Source organism: Streptomyces netropsis (assembly GCF_014203545.1).
Classification (GTDB): domain Bacteria; phylum Actinomycetota; class Actinomycetes; order Streptomycetales; family Streptomycetaceae; genus Streptomyces; species Streptomyces netropsis.
Window position 1 is genome coordinate 118,688 of sequence record NZ_JACHJG010000002.1, and the last position, 17,728, is coordinate 136,415.

The following is a 17,728-nucleotide window of genomic DNA, read 5'->3' on the forward strand; positions in this document are numbered from 1 at the left end:
CCTGCCGTGGTGGCGGAACGTGAGTAGGCTGCCACCTATGAGGGACCACTCCGAGGGCCCACAGGGTCAGGGGAGCTCATCGAGCCCCGAGGACGACAAGCAGCCGGGCGGGATCCCGCCCGTCATCCCGGAGACCGAGGGCGGCACCGATGTCGCCATCTGGACCGGGCGGGCGACCAACCGCGTCCAATGGCTGATGGCCGGCGCCGGCGCCGCCTGTCTGGCGCTGGGCATCGAGCTGGCCGTCGACAGCGCGTGGACGTCCGGTCTCGCCCCCCTGGTGATGGCGGTGGTCGGCTGCGTCGCCGCCGGGCTGCTGATGCTCTACGGCACCATCGCGTTCGTCCATGTGGCCGTACGGGTCGACACGGAATCCCTGGAAGTGCGCTGCGGCCACATCGGCGTCCCGCGCACACGCATCCTTCTCTCCCAGGTCGTCGACGCGGACTTCGCTCCCCGTGTCACTCCCCGCCAGTGGGGCGGCTGGGGCTACCGCTGGCGTCCGGAGAAGGGCACCGCCGTCGTCGTGCGGCGAGGGGAGGGCTTCGTGCTCCGCCTCGGTGACGGCCATACGTTCACCGTCACGGTGGACGACGCCGAGTCCGCGGTGCGGGTGATCCGCGCCCGGCTGGCCCTCGCCGCCGGCCGCAAGGCCTCCGCCTGAGTCACTCCGATGGGCGTACGTGCTGTGGTGCTCACCCCGCCCACTACCCTCGACGCATGGCGACCCCCGACTTCATCCGCGAAATCCGTGCCACGGCAGGCCACCAGCTGCTCTGGATGCCCGGTGTGAGCACCATCGTCTTCGACGACGAGGGCCGCGTCCTGCTGGGCCGGCGTTCCGACAGCGGTGAGTGGTCGATCATCGGTGGCATCCCCGAGCCCGGCGAGCAGCCCGCCGCCGCGGTGGTCCGCGAGGTGTACGAGGAGACGGCGGTCCACGTCGTACCGGAGCGGGTCCTGCTCGTACAGGCGCTGGAGCGGATCACCTACCCGAACGGCGACGTCTGCCAGTTCATGGACATCTGCTTCCTCTGCCGTTATGTGGGTGGCGAAGCGCGGGTCAACGACGACGAGTCGCTGGAGGTGGGGTGGTTCGAGCTGGACGCCCTGCCGCCCATGGAGGACTTCGCGGTGACGCGGATCAAGCAGGCCACGGAGGCCGGTCCCACCTGGTTCGAGGGGATCGGGCAGGGGTGAGGTGGGCGGCGGGCCGATGCCCGTGACCCGGAGAGCGAGCGGGACCGGCGGTCACCGCCGGCCCACTCGCGTGCGTCACGGTGACCCGGTCAGCACCTGTTACTGGGGTCCTTGGAGCCGCCGTCGTCCAGGCGGGCGTTGTAGACCCAGCCGTTGACTTCCGTCCCCCCGATGCGGACGTGGGTCCACTTGTTGCCGGCCGAGTTGGTCACCCAGCAGTGGTAGTACAGCGTCACGGCGGTGCCGACCTCGGCGGTCACACCACAGTCCTCGCTGGGCCCGGTGCGTATCAGGGCGCTGCCACCGGCGGCGGTGCCCTTGCCGCCGGACTTGTTGGACCAGGCGGGGTGGGTGCACGCGTCGGCCCCGGCGGGCGCGGCCCCGGCCGGTGGCGCTGTGACGACGAGCGCCGCCGACGCGGCCAGCAGCGGGACCACGGCCGCCGTGAGAAGCCGTGCCTTCGTTCTGATCGTGCCCATGGGTCGCCCCCTTTGCTCGACGGGCAGCCGGTGCGGCTGCCGCGATTGCTCCGAGGATGCGACACGAAGGCGCGAGAAGAACGGATGCACGACACATCTGACCGAAAGGGGCCACTGGCACTCACCAGGGGCAATCACCCTGCGTATCAGGCGAGTCGGGGCGGTCTCAGCTGCTTCGGCCTGCGCCTTCGCGACCATGTGGGACCGCTGCTGCGAACAGTGTGTGCATCGGCCGGATTCCTGCGGTGCGACGGTCGACGACCCCCCCCGGAAGCTGTGCGCGGCCGGGGGCCCGGACGGCACTCTGAGAGGCACGTGCTGAACGACCGCCGGCGGCGTCAGTGCCGGCGGGCGATCGTGCCGAGGTGTGCCTCGAGCGCGACCAGGTCGGGGCGGTCGAACACCGCCTGCGTCCGGGCCCACTCGGTGTTGTCGGCCTTGTAGGCCGCGACGACCTCGCCGACGGTGGTGCCGGTCATGGCCGCGACGACATCGGCCACGTCTGCGGTGAGGCCGTACGCACGGGCGAGGACGCCGAAGACCTCGATGCTGTCGTCCCGGTCCTCGGGGGCGGTGCGCTGTTCGATCCAGCGGGTGAAACCGCTGTGGAACTCGCTGTCGTAGCGCTCCATGGCTCGGCCCCTCTGTGAAACGGACAGCAATCCCATCGTAGGCAGTCGCTGACGCTCGCCGTTCCACGAAGATCCGCCGGACAGGCCCTAGCCCAGCCGCTCGGCCAGGAAGTCCTCCCAGGTCCGCTTGCCCACCGTGGCGCCCTCGAACGACAGGTTCTCACCGGCCCGGTACGCGCGGCCGACCTTGCCGGGCATCCGCATCGGCATCATCAGCCGGCTCCTGCCGCGGGCCCGCAGGTATCCGCGGGCCAGCTCGGCCATGCCGTACACCGTCGGGCCGGCCAGATCAGGCACCGGACCGGACGGCTCGCCGAGCGTCAGCTCCACGAGCCGGGCCGCCACTTCACGCGAGTCGACCGGCTGGAAGCGCAGCCCGCCCGGGCAGGGCACCACCGGCATCTTCCCCATCTTCCGCACCACGGTCAGAACGAGGTCGTGGAACTGCGCGGCACGCAGCGTCGTCCAGGGGATGCCGGAGTCGGCAACGGCCCGCTCGGCGCCCAGCTTGGCCCTGAAATAGCCCAGCGGCATCGTGTCCGCGCCGATCACGGAGATGTACACCATGTGCTGCACACCGGCTCGCGATGCTGCCCGCACCAGGTTCGAGGTCGCCTCGTCGTCGCCCTTGGGGCCACCCGCGAGGTGCAGGACGATCTCGGCCCCGTCCACCGCGGCCTCGATGCCCTCGTCCTTGAGCAGGTCGCCGGTCACGTACTCGACGCCGTCCTCCGGCTCCCGGCTGTGCCGGCTGAGTACCCGCACCGTGCGGCCGGCGTCCCGCAGGAGGGGGACGACGTGGCCGCCCAGCGTGCCCGTACCACCGGTGACCAGGATCGATGTCGTCATGACTGCTCCAAACTCGTTCGGTCCGGGAGTCGGTGTCCCGGTACCTTCAGCGGGGTTTTGTGTATCTGCTGCTATGACCCCCGGCGACGAAGGAATGTGACACGGTGGACGAACGCGATTGGCTGACCGACCGTTTCGAGGAGCACCGGCCTCGTCTGAGAGCGGTGGCCTACCGCATGCTCGGCTCGCTCAGCGAGGCCGATGACGCCGTCCAGGACGCCTGGCTGCGGGCCACTCGCGCCGACACCGGCAAGGTCGAGAACCTCGGTGGGTGGCTGACCACGGTGGTGGCGCGCGTGTGCCTGAACATGCTGCGCTCGCGCGAGCATCGGCGCGAGGACCCTCTCGACATACCGCTGTCGGACCCGGTCGTCGGCCCCGAGGACGGGGGCGACCCCGAGCGGGAAGCGCTGATGGCCGACTCGGTCGGGCTGGCACTGCTGGTGGTGCTCGATACGCTGACGCCGGCCGAGCGCCTCGCCTTCGTGCTGCACGACATGTTCGCCGTGCCGTTCGACGAGATCGCCCCGATGATCGAAAAGACATCGGCCGCGACGAGGCAACTCGCGAGCCGCGCACGTCGCCGGGTCAAGGGGAGCACCCCGGCGCCCGACGCGGACCTGGCCCGTCAGCGTCTCGTCGTCGACGCCTTCCTGGCCGCCACCCGCGGCGGGGACTTCGACGCTCTGGTCGGCCTGCTCCACCCCGGTGTGGTGCTCCGTGCCGACAAGGCGGTCGTTCCCACCCCCGAACCCATCGTCATCGAAGGCGGCCGCACGGTGGCCAAGGGCGCGATGGCCGCCATGGGCCGGGCCCGGTTCACCGGCACGGCGCTGGTCGACGGCGCGGTCGCCCTCGCGATGGCCCCGCTCGGACGGCTGTCGCTGGTGCTCTGCTTCACGATCGCGGATGACAAGATCACCGAAATCGACGTGATCGCGGAGCCGGAGCGGCTCCGCCGACTCGAGATCGCCGTTCTCGACGCCTGACACACCACGGGAAGCGGCGGTGGACCACGCGCCCCCCTTCGGCAAGAGCGTCTGGGCCAGCCCGGCCCTGTTCTCCGACGCCGCGGCCGCCGTGGTCCTCGAACGGGACGAGGACGTCGACGGCCTCCTGCTGTACTCACGTGACAGCCAGTCCTTCGACGGCGGCCCCGGCGTGAGCGACCCACTGATCCACTTCCTGGGCGGCGGCAACGACCACCCCGCCGCCCGTCCCGGCTCCGCGGAACTGGCCTGCTACGGGATGAACGCCCCCGAGATCACCCGCTACTACAGCCGGGGCATGACGCTCAACCACCAGGCACTGAACGACGCCCGCCCCGGCTATCTGGACGAGGTGGCCCGTCTCTACACCCATCAGGCCAACCCCACCCTGGTCGACGCCTTCATCCGGGAGACGGGCCTGTCGGAGCGGAAGGCGCCCAGCAACGTACGACAGCTCGGCAACACCGTCACCCCTTCCACCCTGGCCCTCCTGCACGCCGACCACATCAACGGCACCCTCGCCTTCGACGACCGGGCCTGCTTCTCCGTCGTCGGATCGGGGCCCGAGCGCGGCACCTTCATCGCCCCGATCCGCATCCCCACCCTCCCGCCACGCCCCGTGGAAGCCCCCGACCCCGGCTCGCGTCAAGCCTGCGCTCGCTAGCCCGGCCGCCCGTGTCCGTCAGCCAGGCGACGGGGTGGGGGGCAGGGACTGTTCGGTCCAGACGGTCTTTCCCTCGCGTCCGTAGCGGGTGCCCCACCGCTCGGTGAGCTGGGCGACCAGGAACAGGCCCCGGCCACCCTCGTCGGTGCTCCGGGCGCGGCGCAGATGCGGGGCGGTGCTGCTGGTGTCGGAGACCTCGCAGATGAGGCAGGGGCCGAGGATCAGCCTCAGCGTCACCGGTCCGCCGCCGTAGCGGTAGGCGTTGGTGACCAGTTCACTGACGATCAGCTCGGTCGCGAAGACCATCTCGTCCAGCTGCCAGGCGCTCAACTGCTCGGTCATCAGGGCGCGGGCCTGTCCGGCGGCCTGCGCCTCGGCGGGCAGTGTCCACGTGGCGACCCGGTCCGGCGGCAGTACGCGCGTACGGGCGAGGAGCAGGGCCACGTCGTCGGTGGGCTGGGCGGGCAGCAGCGCTTTCACGACGGCCTTGGACATCTCCTCCAGGGGCCGGGCGGGGCCGGACAGTTCCTGGGCCAGGCGGGCGAGCGCGGCGTCGATGTCGGATCCACGCGTGTGGATGAGCCCGTTGGTGTAGAGGGCGAGGACGCTGTCCTCCGGCAGTTCGAGTTCCGTGCCCTCGAACGGCAGGCCGCCCAGCCCGAGGGGCGGCCCGGCGGGGAGGTCGGGGAAGCTCACCCGCCCCTCCGGAGTGACGAGTGCGGGTGGCGGGTGACCGGCCCGCGCCAGGGAGCAGCGCCCGGACACCGGGTCGTACACGGCGTACAGACAGCTGGCCCCGGTCGCCTGGTCGTTGGGGAAGTCCCGGCTGTTGACCTCCTGTTCGGCGGCCAGTCGGTGCACGAGGTCGTCCAGGTGGGAGAGGACCTCCTCGGGGTCGAGGTCGAGTTCGGCCAGGGTGTGGACGGCGGTGCGCAGGCGGCCCATGGTGGCCGCCGCGTCGAGGCCGTGCCCGATGACGTCCCCGACGACGAGGGCGACACGGGCCCCGGAGAGCGGGATGACATCGAACCAGTCCCCGCCGACGCCTTCCACGGCGCCCGCGGGGATGTACTGGTGCGCCACGTCGACGGCCGACAGTTCGGGCAGTTCTCCCGGGAGCAGGCGGCATTGCAGGGACAGTGCGGCCTGGTGCTGCTGGGTGTAGCGGCGGGCGTTGTCGATGCAGACGGCGGCGCGGGCGGCGAACTCGTCGGCGAGGGTGAGGTCGTCGCTCTCGAACGGCTCGGGGGTGCGGGCCCGCCACAGGGTCACGAACCCGAGGACGAGGCCCCGGGCGGCCAAGGGCACCATCATGACCGAGTGGACGCCGAGGGCCGCGGCGCGCGCGGCGCGTTCCTGGGCCACGGCGGACATGCCGAGGGAGCCCTCCACGTGGGCCACCAGGACGGGGCGTTTCTCGGCCAGACACGTGCCCTGTGGCGTGTCCGGTGCGAAGTGGATGAGATCGCCCACCGGATGCAGGACGCCCTTCGCGCCGGCGACGACGGACTTGGCGGCTTCCCTGCGGACCGGCCCGAAGCCGTCCTGGGACGGTTCCTCGCCGCGGCTGACGGGTTCGAGGAGATCGACGGTGGCGCAGTCGGCCAGTTCGGGGACGAGGACCTCGACCAGCTCGCGGGCGGTCGTGCCCACGTCCAAGGTGGTGCCGATACGGGCGCCGGCTTCGTTGATCAGGGCGAGCCGGAGCCTGGCGCGGTGGCGTTCGGTGACGTCTTCCACCAGTTGGGTGACGCCGAGGACCTCTCCCGTGGAATCCTCCAGCCGGAACGCCGAAACGGAGACGAACCGCTCCCGGCGCGGGTCGGTGCGCAGTCGGCAGGACTGCTCGGTGAAGATCATCGGGTGGCCGGTCTCCAGGACCTGCCGTAGCCGGGAGTCGATCGTCTCCGCGTCCTCGTCCACCAGGAAGTCGCCGATGCGGTGTCCCCGGGCCTCCTCGGGCGCGATGCCGCCGATACCGGCTATGGCCCGGTTGACCCGCAGGACCCGCAGGTCCGGGGCGTGGACGGCGAGCCCGATGGGGGACCGCCGGAAGAGCGCCTCCAGGACCGAACGGTCGGTTTCCCACTGGGCCACGTCCTCGGCGGGCGCGCCGACCAGGAACCACTCGGCGAACGGCTCCTCCCGGGTGACACAGCGGGCCCGGACCCCCATCCGCACCCGGTGACCGTCGCGGTGGACCACGGGCACGACGCCGAACCAGCCACGGGTCCGCAGACACGCCGCGGCCGCCTCCGTGACCCGGCCCCGGTCGCCGGGATCCACCAGCGCCTCGATCGCGGGGCGGCCCAGCACCTCCTCGGCCCGGTGGCCCAGCAGCACCTCGGCACGCTGTCCCCAGCCCACGAGCGTTCCCCGGTGGTCCACCACCGCGGAGGCCGCGTGGTCGATCGAGAACGGGTCCTCCGGGCTCTCCCTGAACAGCCTCATCGGTTCGCCCGTCACACCGCCCTCCTTCCGTGGCCCCGGCTCCAGCCGGTTGTGCTTCTCTTCCACAGTGACGGGTGTCCGAGCTCGGCGCTTCTCACGTACCGCCCGGCGAGAAGCCCGACCCGCCCGGGAACCAGGCGGACGTGCCGCCGGGTCCGCCGGGGAGTGGCTCAGGCGGCGTGCCGGCCCCGGCCCTCCCCGGTGCGGCGGTCATTTCGTGCACCTTCGGGCAGCGGCGCGGGCGGCACGTGGGCGGGGACGTCGGGCACGGCCCGCAGATGGCGCCCGGGCGCCGCGTGGGGCGGCGGCGCGGGCCCGCGCAGCAGGCGCTCCTCGTAGCGCCCGAGGGCGATGACCCCGCAGAGCAGGAGCGGGGGAAGGAGGAGGGCGACCGCGACCATGTGGGGCTCCTTCTGAGAGTTCTCGGAGGATGAGCCTTCTGTGCGCCTTACCGCGCACGCCCGCCGGAAACCCACCAGCTCCCACCACCCTGTGCGCCGGAGGCGCCCCCCAACCGCCGTTCGAGGCCGCCCGGCGGGCCGTGCGACCACCCCTGGACGCATATATCTGCTCACGGGTGGGCTCGGCGAAAGCGCTCGGCGTTTCAAACGCCAGGGCGCGTGGAACGACGAGTAACTGATCAGGACCGTCGTGGACGCGGGTGCGCGATCGGTGCCCGTATCGCCCTCTCGCTCCGCAAAGGAGAAAAGCCTGTGCGCCTGATGATCCGCGCCCTCGGCACGCTGATCGCCGCCGGGGTGCTCACCGTTTCCCTTCCGCTCGGCTCCCGGGCCGCTACCGGTCAATTCACCTATCACCGGTTCGACGGCACGAACGACACCCTGAAGACGATCGAGAACCCGAAGGACGGCGTCTGCTTCACGGTGTTCCGCTCCCGGGTCCCCGTGGCGAACAAGACCGGCAGCCACGCCCGCCTCCTGAACGGCCGGGCCTGTCAAGGGGACGAGGTGGAGAAGGTCGCACCGGGAGAGACCCTGGGGAAGAGCGACTACGAATTCAGCAGCGTGCTCTTCAGCCGTGAATAGGTGTGAGCAGACGCCCTTCCCGAACGGCGGAAATGCCCAAGGTGTCCGTTCGCCGGTTCCGGACCCCCAGTTGATGATGAAGGTCATCTAGGGAAAGGAGATCTCGTGTCGGAACGGCAGAGGAAGGGCCGGGTCGCGGCGATCCTCGGAGGGGCGCTGACGCTCACACTTCCGCTCGCGGCGCAGATGGCCCACGCGGACCAGAAAGTGCTCGTCACGGTGGCCAACGGCTACTTCACCCAGCCGGAACTCGACGGAGCGCGCTGGGACGGTGCCACACCCGCCCATTGGGAGGGGGACGGGCGTACGGTGTCGCGGGAGGCGGCCCAGCACCCCGGCGAGATCCAGGCCGCCACGCTCGGAGCGCTCTCCACCACCCTGCGGGACGTGAAGGCGGGCGCCAGGATGACCGTTCTGTACGAGGTCAGCCCGACGACCCGCCCCGGCTGTTCAGCCGACGCCCGGGAATTCACCATCGGTGTGGGCAGCCTGAAGGCGGACCGCACCACGGAGCGGGCGCCCGGTGACCGGAAGCCGAACTGGAAGGAACAGAGCTTCCCTTTCACCGCGAAGGAGAACGCCCCGACCGTCACTTTCGCCGGGAAGGGCGACGCCGCCTGCGGCCCGATGCTGGCCAACGTCCGTGCGTACCGGGACGATCCGCCGGGGGACGCCGACCCCTGTGCGGGCGACAAGCCCGGCACCGCGTGCGGCGGGGCGCGGGAGAAGGACCCCTGTAAGACGTCCGAGGGATCGGAGAAGCCACAGGCGTGCGGTGGTGTCACGGACAACCAGTCCGAGATGCAGCGTTGCAAGCCCAAGATCACCACGGACAATTCCTGCCTCGACGAGGTGGCGACCGACGGAAGGCGCGAGAAGGACCTCATCAACGGCCAGGAGACCAAGATCGGGAAATTCAACGACCGGAAACGGGAATCCGACCCGGCCCGGGCGGTCGACGATGCCTGCTCCACGCCGCTGTCCGGTCTGCCGCCGTTCAAGAAGGACCACTACGTCTTTCTTCCGACGGGATGCGAGCCGAGCCCGTAGGCCTCACCGGGCCCGGGAAGCCGGAGGAACACATCATCCGACCGGAGTCTCCTGGGTATGAAGATCTTACTTTCCGTCGTGTCCTTCCTTCGGTTCCGTGCGTGCGGATCATGATGGACGGGTCATGAAAGTCGGTGCCCAGCACCTCAAATAGCCCGACGCGTACCGGATTCCGGTACGCGTCCGTGCTTTTCGGAAAGGAGACGCCGTGACCGGACGGTGTGCAAGGAACCGTGTGATGACCCTCCTCGGCGGGACGTTGGCGCTCACCCTTCCGCTGGCGGCGCAGCCGGCGTACGCGGACCTCGAAGTGCCGGTGGACGTGCTGAACGGGACCTTCGCGCGACCGAAGGTCGATGACCGGCCGGGTGAGATGAAATGGGACGGCGAGACGCCGTTCGGCTGGGACGGCGGGGAACCGAAGGAGACCGGAGGTTCCGGCGTCGACGGGGGAGGGACGGTCTCCCCGGCGGCCGCCGGCCGGCAGGACGGGCGTCAGGCCGCCAATCTGCACCGAGGGCGTGAGGTACGAAGTATCTCGACGCGCCTGTGGGACGTCCGCAAGGGGGCGCAGGTGCAGATCGCATGGGAGGACAGTCCCAGTACCTACTACAAGAGGGACGGATGGTCCAGCGAGAGATGTGCCGAGAACCAGGCCGGCAGGGAGCAGACCTATGAATTCTCCTGGGGTGCGCGGAGCGATCAGAAACAGACGTTCAGCACCAAGGAATTGCCGGGATTGGGGGAGGCGAACTGGGATTCCGGAAAGCGCTCCAGGACGTTCACGGCCACGGAGGACCAGCAGCGCATCACGTTCACCTCCACCACCGAGGACTCGGACAATTACTTCTGCGGGCCCATGCTGGCCAATGTGCGCGCCTCACAGGATCCCGCCTCCTACGACGCCGGCGTGTCCAAGACCGCGCTGCCGCCGGCCAAGGCGTACAAGGGCAACAACCGGGAGAGGGACCTCGCCAGCGCGGTGTCGACCTGTACGGAGGGCGCCAGGAAGTGCACCTTCGAGGTGTACCCGTGGTCCGCGCATCCCTACTTCGACGTGGCACGGACCATCGACGAGGCGGCCGTCAACTGCACGAGGAACGCGATCACGGACCGCCGGGACATCGTGCTCAAGGCGAGCGAGTACAACAGCCTCGGGCAGAACAAGCCGGTGGGCTACCACCTCGTGAAGGACTACAAAGACATGCTGCCCCTGGTCGCGACGGGGTTCGAGGAGTACTCCACGTACCCGTATTCCTGGGGCAACGAGGAGCGGAAGCGGCAGATCACCCTGTCCATCCAGCCCGGTGAGGTGACCTGGCTCGAACTACAGGCCGCCCGGGAGAGATTCGAGGGCGCGTTCACGGAAATCGTCGACACCACGTCGAACAGCAACGTGGAGCGGGACCGGAAGCGTCTGTTCGCCACCTTCGACGGCCCGTCGACGGGCCGGCCCGACCGGCTGTACCAGCGCTCCGGGCCGTTGAACCCCGTCGAGCTGCTGAAGTGCGACAAGACGCGTCCTACGGCGATCACGCCCGACAACCGCTGATCAGGCGGCACGACCACCCGGCCGCCCGTACCCGGGCGGCGGGGCAGGGTCGTTCAGTGTGCGGTCACCTTCCTGCTGATCGCCGGTACCACCACCGTGGACGTGGGCTTCACCCAGGGAGGCGGCGCGGCGATCTCGTACAGTCCCGCGGTCTCCGTGGGCTTCGCGCCCACCGGCCCGGCGTGTGCCGCTGCCCGGCCCTTCGGGCGCAGGGTCAGGCATTTGTTGGGCATGGTGAAGGACTGTGCGTTGAGGAGGCTGGAGTTGACGGTCGAGGGGCTGTCGACGGTGACGTCCTTGACGTTCATTTTCTTCTTGTCCGCGCTGAGGACGCCCTGCACCCGGACCATCGCGTTCTGCACGCCGAAGACCACGATGTCACCGGACTTGACGGTCATCTGGTGGCGGGTGGTCTCGGTCTGCTTCGCGGTCCAGCTGTGGCTGAACGTCGCCTTGAACGCCAGCTGGAAGGCGGCTTTGGCGCCGAGGGCGACATTGTTCATCGTGCCGATCTTGGCGGTGTCCTTCGTGCCGATGTGGTTGCTGTCCTTCGTGCCGGTCTTGGTGACGTCCTCCGTCGTCGGGCCCTCGTTCTTGTTCGCGCCCCATTGGGAGTGGCTCTGGTCGGAGGTCTGGTCCTTGGTGGAGTCGGTGCTCACTTCCTTGGTGGCGTCGAAGGTGATCTGCCCGGTCGTGCTGATGGTGCCCTCGGCGGTGGTGGACCCCGAGATCTCACCGCCGACGTTGTCCGTGCTGCTCGTCTCGAATGCGAGCGTCCGGTCGATGAGGATGTCGGAGTTCGTGCAGTTGATGACCGCGTTGCCCACCGAGGACACGGCGGTGAGGTACTCGCGGTTGTCCTCCTGCTGGAGCTGGAATCTGCAGCCGGCCAGCGCACAGGCCCGGGTGACTTCGCGAGGGGACTCCAGCGGTGTCGTCCCCTGATAGGCCCGCGCCACGGGCATGGGAGGCACCCCGGTGTCCGGATCGGCACCGGCCGGGGGAGCGACGGCGGTGAGGGCCGCGGCCGAGACCACGGGAATCAGCACGGCGCGCCGTGTCCGTGCTCTGCGGGGCGACGACGCGCGCGCACGTGGGTGGTGGGGCAAGGGAACACTCCTGTCGGCCTGTCGCACACCGTCTCCGAATCCCCTTTTCATCATCTTCCGGGCGGGGACAACAGGCGAACGGGGCCGGGGAAACCTCCGCCATTAGGTGACAACCCGACAGCAAAGGCCAGCACCCCGTCAGGGAGCGTCGGGTGCGAGGACCGTCGCCAGAAGCGGCACGGGGGCGAGACCGCCGACCGCCGCGGCGCCGTCGGCGTAATGCCCGGGCACGGCGGACGGCAGCGCCCGGAGCGGGAGGGTGCACACCAGGCCCCCGCAGTCGGCGCTGACGGTGTTGATGTGCGGGTTGGCGAGCACCACGAGTGTCCTGCCGCTGTTCTCCAGGCGGTACGCCACCCGCTTGGGCCGTGCGCCGTGCGGGGCGTGGGGGTAACGGAAGAGCGGGCGCCCCTCGAAGACGAATCCGGTGGGAGCGGTGAAGCGCTGGGGAATCCGCCCGGGGTTCACCGGCCGGCCGGCAGGAGCGGTGTACAGCACATTGAGCGCCGCGGACGCGTCGGGTGCCACCTGTGGCACGTTCTCCTGAAGGACGGTGAACGCGTGCTCGTCGGTGACGGGGAGCGGCGCGGCCACCACCACGGACAGGGCGTGGACACTCTCGCGTGTCGTCGGTCCACTGCCGTGGCGGATGGTCAGGGCGGCCTCGTAGCGGCCGGGCGGGGTGTCCTCGACCGCCCTGACCTGGAAGACGCCGTCCAGGGAACCGCCCGTCGCCGACGTCGGGTGCCCGCCCGGGTAGGTGCGCCGGACCGGGCCCCGGATCGCGTCCGCCGCGGTGACGAGCCCTTCCGGGAGGACGAGCTCCACCGTGACGTCCGCCCCGTCGAGGGGCGACGGGGCGTGGGCCCTGATCCTGGCCCCCAGCCCGAACTCGTGACCGCGTTGGACCGTGGCCGGGGCGACCGGTTCCACGGACACCCCGCCCGGGCCCCCGAGGGGCGAGGAGGGCACGGCGGCCCCCGCCGCCCCGGTGACGGTGGTGACCTTGCGGAGCCGGTGGCTGTCGCATTCGGCGACGATGAGATCGCCCCGGGCGTCCACGGCCAGCGCGCGCGGGAAGTACAGCTCGGCGCCCAGGGCCGGGGCGCCGTCCTCGTCGTGGTCGGGGTCGGCGCCGCCCGCCACGGTCGTGATGCCGCCGGTGGGGGTGAGGAGCCGGACGCGCTGGTTCAAGGAGTCGGCGATGTACAGGTTCCCGGAGTTGTCCAGGTCGACGCCGCGCGGCTGGTGGAGGCGGGTCGCGGTCGCGGGCCCGCCGTCGCCGTCGTAGCCGGGCCGGCCGGTGCCGGCGACGGTGGTGATGACGCCGTCCGGGGCGACCTTGCGGACCCGGTGGGTCCAGCAGTCGGCGATGTAGAGATGGCCCGTGCCGTCGACCGCGACGTCGATGGGGTTGCGCAGCGCGCCGGTGGTGGCCGGGACGCCGTCGGCGCCGAATCCGGGCTCGCCGGTGCCCGCCACGGTGGTGATGACGCCGTCGGGGCCGATGCGCCGGACCCGGTGGCCCTTCCACTCCGCGACGTACAGGTTTCCCCGGCCGTCGAGGGCCAGTCCGCGGGGCTCGTTGAACAGTGCCCGTTCGGCCGGGCCGCCGTCGCCGCCGTGGCCGGGCTCGCCGGTACCGGCGACGGTCGTGATGATCCCGTCGGGGGAGACCTTACGGATTCGGTGATTCCAGTAGTCCGCGAGATAGAGGTTTCCGTCGTCGTCGAGCACGAGGCCGCCCGGCTCGTTGAGCTGGGCCTCCACGGCCGGGCCGCCGTCGCCGCCGAAGCCGGGCTTCCCGGTGCCGGCGATCGTGGTGACGAGACCGTCCGGGGAGATCCGACGGATCCGGTGGCCCTTCCACTCCGCCACGTACACGGCACCCGTGCGGTCCGTCGCCACGGCCCGGGGCTGGTCGAGGCCCGCGTGTGCCGCGGGTCCGCCGTCGCCGCCGGAGCCGGCCACGCCCGTACCCGCGAGGGTGGTGATGACGCGTTCCGCAGCGGGGGCGGCGTCCTTGCCCGAACCGTTGAGGGCCATCATGATCGACTCTCCTCTCCCCTGGGGACGGGTGCTGTCTCACGAGGCTGTCGGGGGGCGGCGAACACGCCCTCACGGCGCTCCGCGCGTCCGGATCCGGCCGCGGACTCACGGTAGGCACCCTCGGCGGGCGCCGACAGACCGTCGGCCCGGCCCGTGCCGCATTCGGCCACCGCAGAGGGCGCGCCCCCGCCCGCGCCCCCGATGGCTCCGACGGGGGACCCGCGTGCCGCGGCGCCGCGGCCGAGCGGCCGGGAACCCTTCGGAACCACCCCAGTAACGTGGCGCATTCGCGCTCCTGACCCGGTCTCTGACGCCCTGTCACCATGTCGGCGGAGGCCCGGCGCCGTGCACGTCCGACCGCACCGCACCGCACGGCAACACGGCTCCCGCCGGCCCGCGGGCCGCGGGTCATCGTCGACTCCGCGGCCCGCCGGGCCGTACGCCCGAAAACCACACGGCTGCCGCGGGCGGTGAACGCGGGAAACCGCCGGCAGCGGCCTTCGGTTGCGGCCGTCCCGCCCGATCCGCCCGCGTCGACCCGACCCGACCGATCCACCCGGCTCAGCCGGCCGGCACCGGCCCGGGACACGGAGCCGTGGGGGGATCCGCACCCGCATCGCAGCCGCAGCGCGCATCCGAGACCGCATCCGAGGACGAGGAGCTGACCATGGCCGCATCCGACAAGCGCGATCCTCTGACGGAGAAGCTTCCCTGGCAGTGGGAGGAGCAGGAGTGGCGGGGGCACGTCGAACGGGTCCGTGCGGGGCGGAGCCTGAAGCCCGCCACCTGGCCGCAGGGCGCGAAGGCCGCCGTCGCCATGTCGTTCGACCCCGACCACGAGTCGATACCGCTGCGGGACGGCCAGACCCAGCCGGGCAAGCTGTCGCAGGGCGAGTTCGGTGCCCGCGTGGGCGTCCCGAGGATCCTGGCGCTGCTGGAGAGGCGTTCCATTCCCGCCACGTTCTTCATGCCCGCGGTGTGCGCCCTGCTCCGCCCCGACGAGGCGCGGGGCTACACCGACCGGGGGCACGAGGTGGGCATCCACGGCTGGATCCACGAACGCAACATGGAACTGGACCCCAAGAACGAACGCGACCTGATGTTCCGCTGTGCCGACACCCTGGAGCGGCTCAGCGGACAGCGCCCGGTCGGGATCCGTACCCCGTCGTGGGACTTCAGCGACGCGACCTTGGCGATCAGCCGTGAACTCGGCCTGTTGTACGACTCCTCGCTGATGGCCGACGACGACCCGTACGAGATCGTCGCCGACGGGGAGCCCACGGGCATGGTGGAACTCCCGCCGGAGTGGATCCGGGACGACGCGATCTACTTCCCGATGGACCGGTACACCGCTCTGCGGCCGTACGCGATGCCGCGTCACGTGGTCGGCATCTGGCGGGACGAGTTCGACGCCGCGTACGCCGAGGGCGGGCTGTTCCAGATGACCATGCACCCGCATGTGATCGGCCACCGGTCCCGCATGGTGGTGCTGGAGGAGTTGCTGGAGCACATCGCCGGTCACGAGGGCATCTGGTACGCGACGCACGCGGAAGTCGCCGCGTACGTGAAGAGCCAGTCGGAGGCCAGTTCGTAGGTACGCGGGTTCCCGTGCTCGAAGGAAAGTCCGGGATCGAATTCGGCGGCCCCGAAAAAACAGATCGATGACGTACGTGGTGAAGTAACCCCGGAACGTGCTCTATCGAGCAAGCGGTTGCTTTGCTAAAGTGTCCGACGGGTATTCTTCCGAGCGCAGCGGGGAGACGTTGAATGCACTGCAAAAGCATATGATCCACCGCCGACTCAGGCCACGAGTGCGACCGTTCCCCTGAACGGGAAAGCGAGCTGACGAGCCAGACGCCGGGGCGCTCCGACCCTTGAAAGGTCGGTATCTGCGGCCGCCCCGGCCGCCGTCCTTGCCGCTTCACGCACCGTCACACCCGCTGGGCGCAGCTCCGCCCACTCGGCCCGGGTGTTCTTCTCTCCCGTTCGGGTCGAATAGGGAATATTTATGAGGACTCTACAGGCGGTCCGCGAGTTTCCGCTCGCATTGCGATTGCTATTGCTCAACCAGTTTGGGGTGGACGTCGGCTTCTACCTCCTGATTCCCTTTCTGGCGGAATATCTGGGGCGGGGGCTCGGAATGTCGGCCGCCCTGGTCGGGCTGGTGCTCGGCACGCGGAACCTCAGCCAGGAGGGGCTGTTCCTCCTCGGCGGTTCGGCGGCCGACCGCATCGGCCCCCGCGCGGTGATCATCTGCGGCTGTGCCCTGCGGACCGTGGGTTTCGCCCTCTTCGCCGTCGGCGATTCGCTGACGCTGCTGCTCGGGGCGTCCGCGCTCAGCGGTCTCGCCGGGGCGATGTTCTACCCGGCGATGCGCGCCTACGTCGCGCTCGAGGCGGGGGAACGCAAGGCCGAGGCGTTCTCGCTGCTGACCATCTCCTCGACGGCCGCCTCGCTGGTCGGGCTGCTCCTGGGCAGCCTGCTGGTCACCATCGACTTCCGGCTCTGCGCGCTGTCGGCGGCCGTGGTCTTCGCCCTGCTCACGGGCGCCCAGGTGTTCCTGCTGCCGACGTACAGGGTGCCGAGCAACCGGGGCACGGTGCTGGCGGACTGGCGCGAGGTCTTCGGCGACCGCCGGTTCGTGGTGTTCGCGTTCGCCATGACCGGCATGTTCGCGATGGAGAACCAGCTCTATCTGCTGCTCCCCGAGGGCGCGCGGCAGGCGTCCGGCTGGCAGGGCGCGGCGGGCATGCTGCTCGCCACCGGCGCGGTGGCCAACATGCTCTTCCAACTCCGGATCACCCGGCTGCTGGCGCGGCGCGGCGGCGGTGCGCGCTGGGTGGGCTGCGGGCTCGCCGTGATAGGGCTCGGCTTCACACCACCGCTGCTGATCTGCGGTGCGGCGCCACCGCACGGCTTCGCCGAGTCGGCTTCCCGGATAGTCGTCATGACCACGGGTTCGTTGCTGCTCTATCTGGGGCTCATGATCGCCCAGCCTGCGGTCATGGACCTCATCCCGAGATTCGGCCGCGAGCGCCTGACGGGCACCTACTACGGGCTGTTCTATGTGTTCTCCGGGTTGGTGGCGACCGGCGGCAACGCCGCGGTCGGCTGGGCCATGGACGTGGCCGGGGCCACCGGGCACACGTGGCTGCCCTGGATGTGCTGCCTGGGCTACGGGATGATCTCCGCGTCGGCGGCGGTGTGGCTGTACCGCACCCGGGCGTTGCCCGTCCGTCCCGTGCCCGGCCAGCCGGCCCTCCCCGTCGGAGCGACCGAATCGGCGGTCCCCGGGGCAGCGGTGGGCGACGGCGTCGGACCCTCGGCCGCGAGCCGGCTGCGGGGCCCGGCCCGGCCCTTCGACGACACGGCGGACCAGAGCCCCCGGTGAGCGCGATTCACCCATGGCGGGACACGTGCCGGACGGATGACGGGCAGATGACCGACGGGCGCCGGACCGGCAGGCGGGGATTTCGGCCACGGGAGGAATGGCGGCCTGCGCGGCCCCCGCGGGTCCGATGTGCCGTCAGAACGCCCTGACGGCACATCAAGGCCAGGGAATTATGCGGCTGTCATGGCCCGCCCCCTAATGAAGGTGGCGTGTTCACCATCTTGCAGCGCGCGTCACCCGGAAATAGATTCGATGATCCGGGGGTAT

Annotated in this window: 16 protein-coding genes; 9 read left to right on the plus strand and 7 right to left on the minus strand. The window is 70.5% G+C overall.

The genetic code is table 11. The features are described 5' to 3' along the window. Positions 1-37: 37 nt before the first annotated feature. Entirely contained in the window at positions 38-664 is a 627-nt protein-coding gene (locus FHS38_RS05580; protein WP_221494666.1) for a hypothetical protein, read from the plus strand. Between the two features lie 56 nt (positions 665-720). Beyond that, positions 721-1,200, plus strand: coding sequence for an NUDIX hydrolase (locus FHS38_RS05585; protein ID WP_184731378.1), 480 nt, complete (start codon positions 721-723; stop codon positions 1,198-1,200). An 89-nt stretch (positions 1,201-1,289) separates the two neighbouring features. Here the strand turns inward: FHS38_RS05585 and FHS38_RS05590 are convergent, their stop codons facing one another. The 3 genes from FHS38_RS05590 to FHS38_RS05600 all read right to left on the minus strand — a co-directional run bounded on the left by FHS38_RS05590 (position 1,290) and on the right by FHS38_RS05600 (position 3,160). Continuing rightward, entirely contained in the window at positions 1,290-1,679 is a 390-nt protein-coding gene (locus FHS38_RS05590; RefSeq protein ID WP_221494667.1) for an SH3 domain-containing protein, read from the minus strand. Positions 1,680-2,017: 338 nt separating this feature from the next. Beyond that, the gene (locus FHS38_RS05595; RefSeq protein ID WP_184731380.1) at positions 2,018-2,311 is read right to left on the minus strand and encodes a hypothetical protein; all 294 of its coding nucleotides are present in this window, start codon (positions 2,309-2,311) and stop codon (positions 2,018-2,020) included. A gap of 87 nt (positions 2,312-2,398) precedes the next feature. Then, positions 2,399-3,160, minus strand: coding sequence for an SDR family oxidoreductase (locus FHS38_RS05600; RefSeq protein ID WP_184731382.1), 762 nt, complete (start codon positions 3,158-3,160; stop codon positions 2,399-2,401). A gap of 104 nt (positions 3,161-3,264) precedes the next feature. Between FHS38_RS05600 and FHS38_RS05605 the strand changes: the two genes are divergently transcribed. Continuing rightward, positions 3,265-4,149 carry a sigma-70 family RNA polymerase sigma factor gene (locus FHS38_RS05605; RefSeq protein WP_184731384.1) on the plus strand — a complete coding sequence of 295 codons (885 nt, stop codon included), beginning with the start codon at positions 3,265-3,267 and terminating at the stop codon, positions 4,147-4,149. A 19-nt stretch (positions 4,150-4,168) separates the two neighbouring features. After that, a complete protein-coding gene (locus FHS38_RS35980; protein WP_184731386.1) occupies positions 4,169-4,813 on the plus strand; it encodes a 3-oxoacyl-[acyl-carrier-protein] synthase III C-terminal domain-containing protein in 645 nt (214 codons plus the stop codon). Positions 4,814-4,831: 18 nt separating this feature from the next. Here FHS38_RS35980 and FHS38_RS05615 read toward each other — a convergent pair whose 3' ends face one another. Next, entirely contained in the window at positions 4,832-7,264 is a 2,433-nt protein-coding gene (locus tag FHS38_RS05615) for a SpoIIE family protein phosphatase (protein WP_184732191.1), read from the minus strand. A 170-nt stretch (positions 7,265-7,434) separates the two neighbouring features. Continuing rightward, a complete protein-coding gene (locus FHS38_RS05620; protein WP_184731388.1) occupies positions 7,435-7,665 on the minus strand; it encodes a hypothetical protein in 231 nt (76 codons plus the stop codon). A 312-nt stretch (positions 7,666-7,977) separates the two neighbouring features. Between FHS38_RS05620 and FHS38_RS05625 the strand changes: the two genes are divergently transcribed. The 3 genes from FHS38_RS05625 to FHS38_RS05635 all read left to right on the plus strand — a co-directional run bounded on the left by FHS38_RS05625 (position 7,978) and on the right by FHS38_RS05635 (position 10,912). After that, entirely contained in the window at positions 7,978-8,310 is a 333-nt protein-coding gene (locus tag FHS38_RS05625) for a hypothetical protein (RefSeq protein WP_184731390.1), read from the plus strand. Positions 8,311-8,415: 105 nt separating this feature from the next. Continuing rightward, on the plus strand, positions 8,416-9,360 hold the full coding sequence (locus FHS38_RS05630; RefSeq protein ID WP_184731392.1) for a hypothetical protein: 945 nt from the start codon (positions 8,416-8,418) through the stop codon (positions 9,358-9,360). Between the two features lie 238 nt (positions 9,361-9,598). Beyond that, positions 9,599-10,912 carry a hypothetical protein gene (locus FHS38_RS05635; protein ID WP_184731393.1) on the plus strand — a complete coding sequence of 438 codons (1,314 nt, stop codon included), beginning with the start codon at positions 9,599-9,601 and terminating at the stop codon, positions 10,910-10,912. Between the two features lie 53 nt (positions 10,913-10,965). Here the strand turns inward: FHS38_RS05635 and FHS38_RS05640 are convergent, their stop codons facing one another. Together FHS38_RS05640 and FHS38_RS05645 are read right to left on the minus strand one after the other, a co-directional pair. Next, complete coding sequence (locus FHS38_RS05640; RefSeq protein WP_184731395.1) at positions 10,966-11,961, minus strand: hypothetical protein; 996 nt, start codon at positions 11,959-11,961, stop codon at positions 10,966-10,968. Between the two features lie 198 nt (positions 11,962-12,159). After that, positions 12,160-14,070: an NHL repeat-containing protein gene (locus FHS38_RS05645; RefSeq protein WP_184731397.1), complete on the minus strand. Its 1,911-nt coding sequence runs from the start codon at positions 14,068-14,070 to the stop codon at positions 12,160-12,162. 667 nt (positions 14,071-14,737) lie between these two features. On the opposite strand from FHS38_RS05645, the gene FHS38_RS05650 reads away from it, so the two are divergent. Then, positions 14,738-15,664 carry a polysaccharide deacetylase family protein gene (locus tag FHS38_RS05650; RefSeq protein ID WP_184731399.1) on the plus strand — a complete coding sequence of 309 codons (927 nt, stop codon included), beginning with the start codon at positions 14,738-14,740 and terminating at the stop codon, positions 15,662-15,664. A 414-nt stretch (positions 15,665-16,078) separates the two neighbouring features. Continuing rightward, positions 16,079-17,461: an MFS transporter gene (locus tag FHS38_RS05655; protein WP_184731401.1), complete on the plus strand. Its 1,383-nt coding sequence runs from the start codon at positions 16,079-16,081 to the stop codon at positions 17,459-17,461. Positions 17,462-17,728: the final 267 nt, after the last annotated feature.

Coding starts and splice junctions, on each gene's coding strand:
- FHS38_RS05645 (WP_184731397.1), bottom strand. CDS start 14,070: ATGATGGCCCTCAACGGTTCGGGCAAGGACGCCGCCCCCGCTGCGGAA.
- FHS38_RS05590 (WP_221494667.1), bottom strand. CDS start 1,679: ATGGGCACGATCAGAACGAAGGCACGGCTTCTCACGGCGGCCGTGGTC.
- FHS38_RS05585 (WP_184731378.1), top strand. CDS start 721: ATGGCGACCCCCGACTTCATCCGCGAAATCCGTGCCACGGCAGGCCAC.
- FHS38_RS05650 (WP_184731399.1), top strand. CDS start 14,738: ATGGCCGCATCCGACAAGCGCGATCCTCTGACGGAGAAGCTTCCCTGG.
- FHS38_RS05635 (WP_184731393.1), top strand. CDS start 9,599: ATGACCCTCCTCGGCGGGACGTTGGCGCTCACCCTTCCGCTGGCGGCG.
- FHS38_RS05655 (WP_184731401.1), top strand. CDS start 16,079: ATGAGGACTCTACAGGCGGTCCGCGAGTTTCCGCTCGCATTGCGATTG.
- FHS38_RS05615 (WP_184732191.1), bottom strand. CDS start 7,264: ATGAGGCTGTTCAGGGAGAGCCCGGAGGACCCGTTCTCGATCGACCAC.
- FHS38_RS05580 (WP_221494666.1), top strand. CDS start 38: ATGAGGGACCACTCCGAGGGCCCACAGGGTCAGGGGAGCTCATCGAGC.
- FHS38_RS05600 (WP_184731382.1), bottom strand. CDS start 3,160: ATGACGACATCGATCCTGGTCACCGGTGGTACGGGCACGCTGGGCGGC.
- FHS38_RS05620 (WP_184731388.1), bottom strand. CDS start 7,665: ATGGTCGCGGTCGCCCTCCTCCTTCCCCCGCTCCTGCTCTGCGGGGTC.
- FHS38_RS05595 (WP_184731380.1), bottom strand. CDS start 2,311: ATGGAGCGCTACGACAGCGAGTTCCACAGCGGTTTCACCCGCTGGATC.